Source organism: Streptosporangium sp. NPDC003464 (genome assembly GCF_053588315.1).
This window is the reverse complement of record NZ_JBSFPS010000108.1, coordinates 24,189-30,305: the sequence shown is the minus strand read 5'-3', so window position 1 is coordinate 30,305 and position 6,117 is coordinate 24,189. Positions and strand designations below refer to the sequence as shown.

Annotated in this window: 8 protein-coding genes and 1 riboswitch; of the genes, 3 read left to right on the top strand and 5 right to left on the bottom strand. The window is 73.5% G+C overall.

The annotated features are described in order from the left end of the window. The 4 genes from ACWDS7_RS23750 to ACWDS7_RS23735 form a co-directional block, all read right to left on the bottom strand. Nucleotides 1-768, bottom strand: a 768-nt coding sequence (locus ACWDS7_RS23750) for a phytoene desaturase family protein (RefSeq protein ID WP_451931048.1), incomplete at its 3' end; no start/stop codon positions are given. Further along, nucleotides 756-1,559 (bottom strand): carotenoid biosynthesis protein, encoded by an 804-nt coding sequence (locus tag ACWDS7_RS23745; RefSeq protein ID WP_451931047.1) that lies wholly within the window; start codon nucleotides 1,557-1,559, stop codon nucleotides 756-758. The genes ACWDS7_RS23750 and ACWDS7_RS23745, both read right to left, overlap by 13 nt. An 86-nt stretch (nucleotides 1,560-1,645) precedes the next feature. Continuing rightward, nucleotides 1,646-2,167 (bottom strand): shikimate kinase, encoded by a 522-nt coding sequence (locus ACWDS7_RS23740; protein WP_451931046.1) that lies wholly within the window; start codon nucleotides 2,165-2,167, stop codon nucleotides 1,646-1,648. Nucleotides 2,168-2,263: 96 nt separating this feature from the next. After that, on the bottom strand, nucleotides 2,264-2,842 hold the full coding sequence (locus ACWDS7_RS23735) for a TetR/AcrR family transcriptional regulator (RefSeq protein WP_451931045.1): 579 nt from the start codon (nucleotides 2,840-2,842) through the stop codon (nucleotides 2,264-2,266). A gap of 90 nt (nucleotides 2,843-2,932) precedes the next feature. Here ACWDS7_RS23735 and ACWDS7_RS23730 point away from each other — a divergent pair, with 90 nt between their 5' ends. Beyond that, nucleotides 2,933-3,451 (top strand): carboxymuconolactone decarboxylase family protein, encoded by a 519-nt coding sequence (locus ACWDS7_RS23730; protein WP_306874931.1) that lies wholly within the window; start codon nucleotides 2,933-2,935, stop codon nucleotides 3,449-3,451. After that, nucleotides 3,448-3,651 carry a hypothetical protein gene (locus tag ACWDS7_RS23725; RefSeq protein ID WP_306874928.1) on the top strand — a complete coding sequence of 68 codons (204 nt, stop codon included), beginning with the start codon at nucleotides 3,448-3,450 and terminating at the stop codon, nucleotides 3,649-3,651. Before ACWDS7_RS23730 ends, ACWDS7_RS23725 begins: the two co-directional genes overlap by 4 nt. 187 nt (nucleotides 3,652-3,838) lie before the next feature. Here the strand turns inward: ACWDS7_RS23725 and ACWDS7_RS23720 are convergent, their stop codons facing one another. Further along, entirely contained in the window at nucleotides 3,839-4,525 is a 687-nt protein-coding gene (locus tag ACWDS7_RS23720; RefSeq protein ID WP_451931044.1) for a TenA family protein, read from the bottom strand. Further along, nucleotides 4,513-4,611, bottom strand: a riboswitch (TPP riboswitch). (Overlaps the previous gene by 13 nt.) Before the next feature lie 360 nt (nucleotides 4,612-4,971). On the opposite strand from ACWDS7_RS23720, the gene ACWDS7_RS23715 reads away from it, so the two are divergent. After that, a complete protein-coding gene (locus ACWDS7_RS23715; protein WP_451931043.1) occupies nucleotides 4,972-6,102 on the top strand; it encodes an aromatic ring-hydroxylating oxygenase subunit alpha in 1,131 nt (376 codons plus the stop codon). Nucleotides 6,103-6,117: the final 15 nt, after the last annotated feature.

Genomic DNA, 6,117 nt, shown 5'->3' with positions numbered 1-6,117 from the left:
GGCGAGCAGCGCGATGAGCCCGAAGTGGGCCAGCGACCCGGTGACCGTGTAGATCCAGATCGGCACCGCGAACTCGGTGAGGGCCGATCCGGTGACCTCCTCCAGCAGCAGGGCCAGGGCGTCGGCGACGCGGGGCAGCCCGCCCGGCACGTACCAGCCGCCCTGCCCGTGCTCGATCGCCGGGATGCAGGCCAGGGCCGCCGGCGCCCGGTACGGGCTGGAGCCCGCGTAGGTGGCGTAACGGCCGGCGTACTGGCGCAGGCGCCGGTCGGTGAAGAAACGCCGGGCCAGGCCGTCGAGGGTCCGGCCGGGCGCGACCGCCAGCAGGTCCGACAGGCGCGCCCGCGCCGGCGGCCGGGTGAGCGGCCCGGCGAAGAACGTACGGCACGACGCCTCGAAGCAGGCCCGCGCCCACCGGTGGAAGGCCAGCCAGTTGCGGCCCTCGCCCGGCGAGAGCCGGTCCACCTCGGCGGCCATCCTGTCCGGGGCGCGGTGCGCCGTCAGCGTCGAGCCGCCGGCGAAGCGGTAGCGGCACAGCTCCCGCGGCTCGACGAGGCCGAGCTCCAGGCCGAGATCGGCGAAGACGCCGGGCAGGGTCAGCAGGGACGGCCCGACGGAGAAGGTGAAACCGTCGCGCGCGTGCTCGGCGAGCTTGCCGCCCAGCCGGTCCCGCCGCTCGTACAGGCGGACCCGGTGCCCCTGGCGGGCCAGCAGCAGGGCGGAGACCATGCCGCCCACGCCGCCGCCGACCACGATCACCTCCGCCACGCACGCCTCCAGGCGAGTACGGAGAACAGGCCCATACAGGCTCCTCCCACGGCGGCGACCAGCGGATCCGGCGGGTCGAAGACGGCCGCGAACCCCAGGGTCTCCATGAACGCCATCGCCGTGTAGATCGCGACCAGCCCGGCGCTCCTGGCGCCCGGGTCGGTCAGGGCCGCCTCGATCACGGCCATGACCAGCAGCGAGACCACCAGCCAACCGACGAAGTTGCCGGCCGGCACCCCCCGGTAGAGGCCCGGGTCGTGCCAGGTCCACAGGCCCAGCCGGACCATCTGCGGATCGAGGAACAGGTCCCACGCGGTCAGCGCCAGGGCCCCCAGCCCGATCCGCGCCGCCCGGCTCCCCGGCGCCGCGGCCGCGGCCGTCGCGTGGGCCGCCAGGCCCATGCCGCCCCACGCCAGCGCCACCACCACCGGCACCCCGCCGAGCTGCGGCCGCAGCAGCCCGGTGTAGCCGTAGTCCCCGAAGGGCAGCCCGGTCCTGACGCCGACCCACTCGGCGGCGTACCCGGTCACCGCCGCGGCGCCCAGCGCCGCGGCCGCCCGGGGGAGGGGATGGGCCCGTGCGGCGAAGGCCAGGGCGCTCGCCGTCAGCAGCAGCACGACCACGCCGGCCAGTCCGATCGGCCGAGGGTGCAGCCCCGACGCGACCTGCGCGGCGATCACGGCCAGCAGCAGGCCCCCGCCGAGCACACCGAGGACGTCGAGACCGCCCGGGGACGGCCCGCGCCGCACCGCGTCCCTCACCGCGCCGGGGGCGGGGCGTCCGCTGTTCACCCCATGGCTGTGCCCTGCCGACGGTCATCGGAGCGGCGGGCCTCGGTCAGATTCGCTTTGACCTCCCGCCGCCGCGGCCGCCCGTCCTACATGGCCGACGCCTTCAGATGGTCGAGTACGGCCCGCGCCACCTCGTGCTTGGACATCTCGGGCCGTTGGAAGCGCAGGTCGGCCACCTCGGCGAAGGAGGCCGCCCGCCGCTCGTGCAGTTCGGAGGCCAGCGCGAGCGGCTCCTTGCCGAAACGCGGCCGGTGGGACCTGGCCTTGATCTTCTCGGCCAGGAACTCGGGCGTGGCGTCCAGCCACACGACCAGGGCCGGCTTCAGCTCGGCCCGGGAGCGCGGGTCGTCGAGCACGCTGGCCGCGGCGGCGATGACCGGCGCGGGCCGTTCGGCGAGGGCCTCCCGCAGGTGGGCCGCCTCCCTGGCGTGGAGCACCTCGGCGCCGTCACCGGCGGCGATCTCGGCGGCCGTGGCGCCGTAGCGCTGTCGGAGATATTCGTCGCTGTCGCGCACGGGCCTGCCGAGGGCCTCGCCGAGCAGCCGTGACACGCTGGTCTTCCCCGCGCCCATCAGACCGATCACGACGATCGGGATGTCGGCCGTCATGCGCGTCACCTCCTGGGGTTCGTGGAACGGAGTGTCCGTCCCCTGCCCGCGAGGATCGGCTCTAGCCCTCCGCTCCAGCCCCCGGAGCCCTCCGCGCTAACCCTCCGCCGCGTCGGCGTTCCGGTTCTCCGCCGCGTCGGCGAGCAGGGCGGCGGCGACGGCGCGGGCCTGCCCGGCCGGGGCGGCCGACCGCTCGCGCAGCGCTGTGACGATCGCGCCGTCCATGAGCATGACGAGCTGCCGGGCGAGCACGGCGGGGTCGCGGTGGCCGGCCGCGACGAGCAGGGACTCGACGTAGCCGATCACCCTGTTCTTGTGGCCGGCCGCGACCCGGTGGGCCGGGCTGTCGGGGTCGGCGCTCTCGACCATCGTGTTGATGAAGGCGCACCCGCGGAAGTCGGCGCGGGCGAACCGTTCGGCCAGCGCGTCGAAGACCGCCAGCGGCCCGCCGCCGTGAGCGGCGACCCGCTCGGCCAGCCACTGGCGCCACCGCAGGTCACGGCGTTCGAGCATGGCCACGATGAGGTCGTCCTTGCTCGGGAAGTGCCGGTAGAAGGAGGCGCGGCCGACTTTGGAGACGGTCAGGATCTGCTCCACGCCGACGGCCCGGACGCCCTCGGCGTAGAAGAGCTCCTCGGCGGTGTCCAGCAGGCGTTCACGGGCTCGGGTCGGCATGCAGGGATTCTATCCATTCTTGACGGAAATGGAACCGATCGGTACCGTTACCGCAGACGGAACCGATCAGTACCATTTTGGGGAGACGCCATGCCTCGGCTGCCGCAGTTGACCGATGACCCCGAGGGTCTGCTGGAGGAGACGCAACGCCAGCTCGGCCGGGTGCCCAACCTGTACGCCGCGCTGGCCAACGGCCCCGCGGCGCTCCGCGGTTACCTGGCGATGCGCGACGCGCTCACCCGGGGCGTGCTGCGCGCCAGGCTGCGCGAGCAGATCGCCCTGCTGGTCGCCCAGGAGAACCGCTGCACCTACTGCGTCAGCGCGCACACCATGCGCGGCACCCGTATGGGCCTGAGTGAGGAGGAGCTGAAGCTGACCCGCGACGGCCACGACGCCGACCCGCACGCCGACGCGGTCCTGCAGATCACCCGGGAGGTCGTCCAGGCGGGCGGCAGGGTGGGCGACGAGAGCCTGGCGCGCGCCCGGCAGGCCGGTGTGACCGACGCCGAGCTCGCCGAGATCGTCGCCCACGTCGCGCTCAACACCCTGTCGAACTACTTCAACCACCTGGCCCGGCCCGACCTCGACTTCCCCGAGGTGACCGCGTGAACCTCACCTGGCGCACCGCCTCCGTCGAACTCGTCGAGGGCTACCGGATGACCGGCCCCGACGGCGCCCCCACCGGCCGCGTCGAAGAGGCCCGGGTCGCCTTCGAGGGCGGCTTCGCCCACATCGAGGTGCCGGGCACCGGCCACATCGACGTCGTCTCCGCCCCCGCGGTCCGATTGATCACCTACCGGCCCGCCTGAGGCGCCCGAGCGTCCGCCGGGCCCAGCAGTTCTCCCGCCCGCGCAGACCGCCGGGGGCACACACCTGCGCGAGCGGGAGAACCCTTCCGATCGTGCCCGGTCCCGGCCGGCGCCGGCCTGCGTGCCGGCCGCCGCGCCCGGGTCGCTCCGACCCGACGGGCCGACCGGCCCGGTACGGCGGCGGAGGTCAGCCGCCGGGCCGCCACTGTTGCGTGGGCCACGTCTCCTGCTTCCAGGCGCTGTCCCAGAACATCCACTCGTACTCCGTGGCCTGGACGAACGCCTCGGTCATGGCCTCGCGCGTCTCGCCGTCCGCCCCGGCCGCCAGCCGGTCGGCGATCTCCTTGGCCCGCTCGACCGACTTGGCGAAATCCGGATCGGCGTAGGTGGAGATCCACGCGTGGTAGGGGTGGCCGGCGACGTCGCCGACCTGCTTCACGAGCGCCGCTCCCACGTCCTGGTAGACCCAGAAGCACGGCAGGACGGCGGCGACGAGCACCGGGTACGGCGCGGCCAGCGCGACGGCCTGGAGGAAGGAGGAGTAGCCGAGGCAGGTGGGCGAGGTGCGGATGCCCGAGAGGTCGGCCGCGCTCAGACCGTACTCCTCGATGTAGCCCTCGTGCAGGGTCCGCTCGGCGGCCAGCGCGGCGTGCGCGCTGCTCGACCAGAACGCGGCCTCCTCGGGGTCGCCGGCCCGCACCGAGGCGGTGGCGAGCGCCTTGGAGAACGCCTCGAGGTATCTGGCGTCCTGCACGATGTAGAAGGCGAAGCGCCGGCGGTCGAGTGTGCCCTCGCCGAGTGCGGCGTTGAAGGGGTGCTCGTGGATGGCCCGTAGCAGTGCGGTGGAGCGTGCCCAGACGTCGTCGCAGAACATGACGTCCCTTCGCTAGTTCGAACTAGATCAGGTTCGACGGGTGTGATCTCAGCCCCGGATCCGCCGGGGCACCCCGCGTCGCGAGTAGGGTAACAGCTCGCCGGGCTCCGTCCCCTGCCGGCCGCCCCCGCCGCCAGCCGGTCGCCCGGACCCTCGGCGCACGCGGTCCGCGCCTGACCCACCATCACCGGCGACGTCTTGAGACGGTCACGATGGCCCCGGCGGGTCCGCCGGGAGGGACGGGCGGAGATCGGGGGCGGTCCCACGCTCCGTGTCGGCTCTTGACAAGAGAGACTCGCGGGTTCACGTTGTTGCGTATAGCGCTGGCCGTTCCGTTTTACGAAACCATGCTGGTCGCGATGGTCCCTGCGCGCTCCTCGCCGCCCTCCCCGGCGGTGAGGCCCGCCGGCTCGGCATCGGACGGCCCGTCGCCAGAAGGAGGCATCGTGACCGCGAGCAGCCCGCCCCCCAGCCTGATCGCCACCCTGCCCGGCGGTCACTACACCGACGAGCGCGTCTTCGCCCTGGAACAGGAGCGCATCTTCGAGTCGATGTGGTTCTGCGCGGTCCGCGCCGCCGACCTGGGCAGGCCCGGCGCCTTCAGGACGGTCCAGGTGGGGCGGGAGAGCGTCCTGGTCACCCGGGCCCGGGACGGCTCCGTCCGCGCCTTCCTCAACGTCTGCCGCCACCGGGGCGCCCGGCTCCGCGCCGAGGAGTCCGGCGAGGTGAGGCGGACCTTCCGGTGCCCCTACCACGCCTGGACCTATGACCTCGAAGGCCGGCTGGTCGCCGCCCCGAACCTCGCCGCGATGCCCGACCTCGACCGGGCCGCCTACGGGCTGGTCGGCGTCCACGTACGGGAGTGGCTCGGCTACGTGTGGCTCTGCCTGGCCGACGATCCACCGCCGTTCGAGGCGGACGTGGTCGGCGCGGTGGTCACCCGGCTGGGCGAGGAGGGGCTGATCGAGAACTACGGCGTCGGCGACCTGGAGGTGGGCCGCAGGATCGTCTACGACGTGAAGGCGAACTGGAAGCTCCTGGTGGAGAACTTCATGGAGTGCTACCACTGCGCCACCATCCATCCCGAACTCGTCGGGGTGCTCCCGGAGTTCGCCGGCGGCTACGCGGCGCAGTCCTTCGTGGGGCACGGCGCGCGCTTCGGCGCGGAGGTCCGGGGCTTCACGGTCGACGGGTCCCAGGGCGTGGACCGGATCCCGGGCGTGAGCGAGGACCAGGACCGCCGCTACTACGCGATCACCATCAGGCCGCAGGTGTTCGTCAACCTGGTGCCCGACCACGTGATCATCCACCGGATGTTCCCCCTGTCGGCCGGCCGGACGGTCGTCGAGTGCGACTGGCTCTTCCACCGGGACGTCGTCGAGCGGGGCGCGGATCTGGGCCCGTCCGTCGAGCTCTTCCACCGGGTCAACGCCCAGGACTTCGCGGCCTGCGAGCGGTGCCAGCCGGCGATGGCCTCCCGCGCCTACGCCCGCGGCGGGGTGCTGGTGCCCAGCGAGCACCACATCCGGGCCTTCCACGACTGGGTCCTCGCCCGGCTGGGACCGGCGTCGGCGTAGATTGGGGAGCCGCCC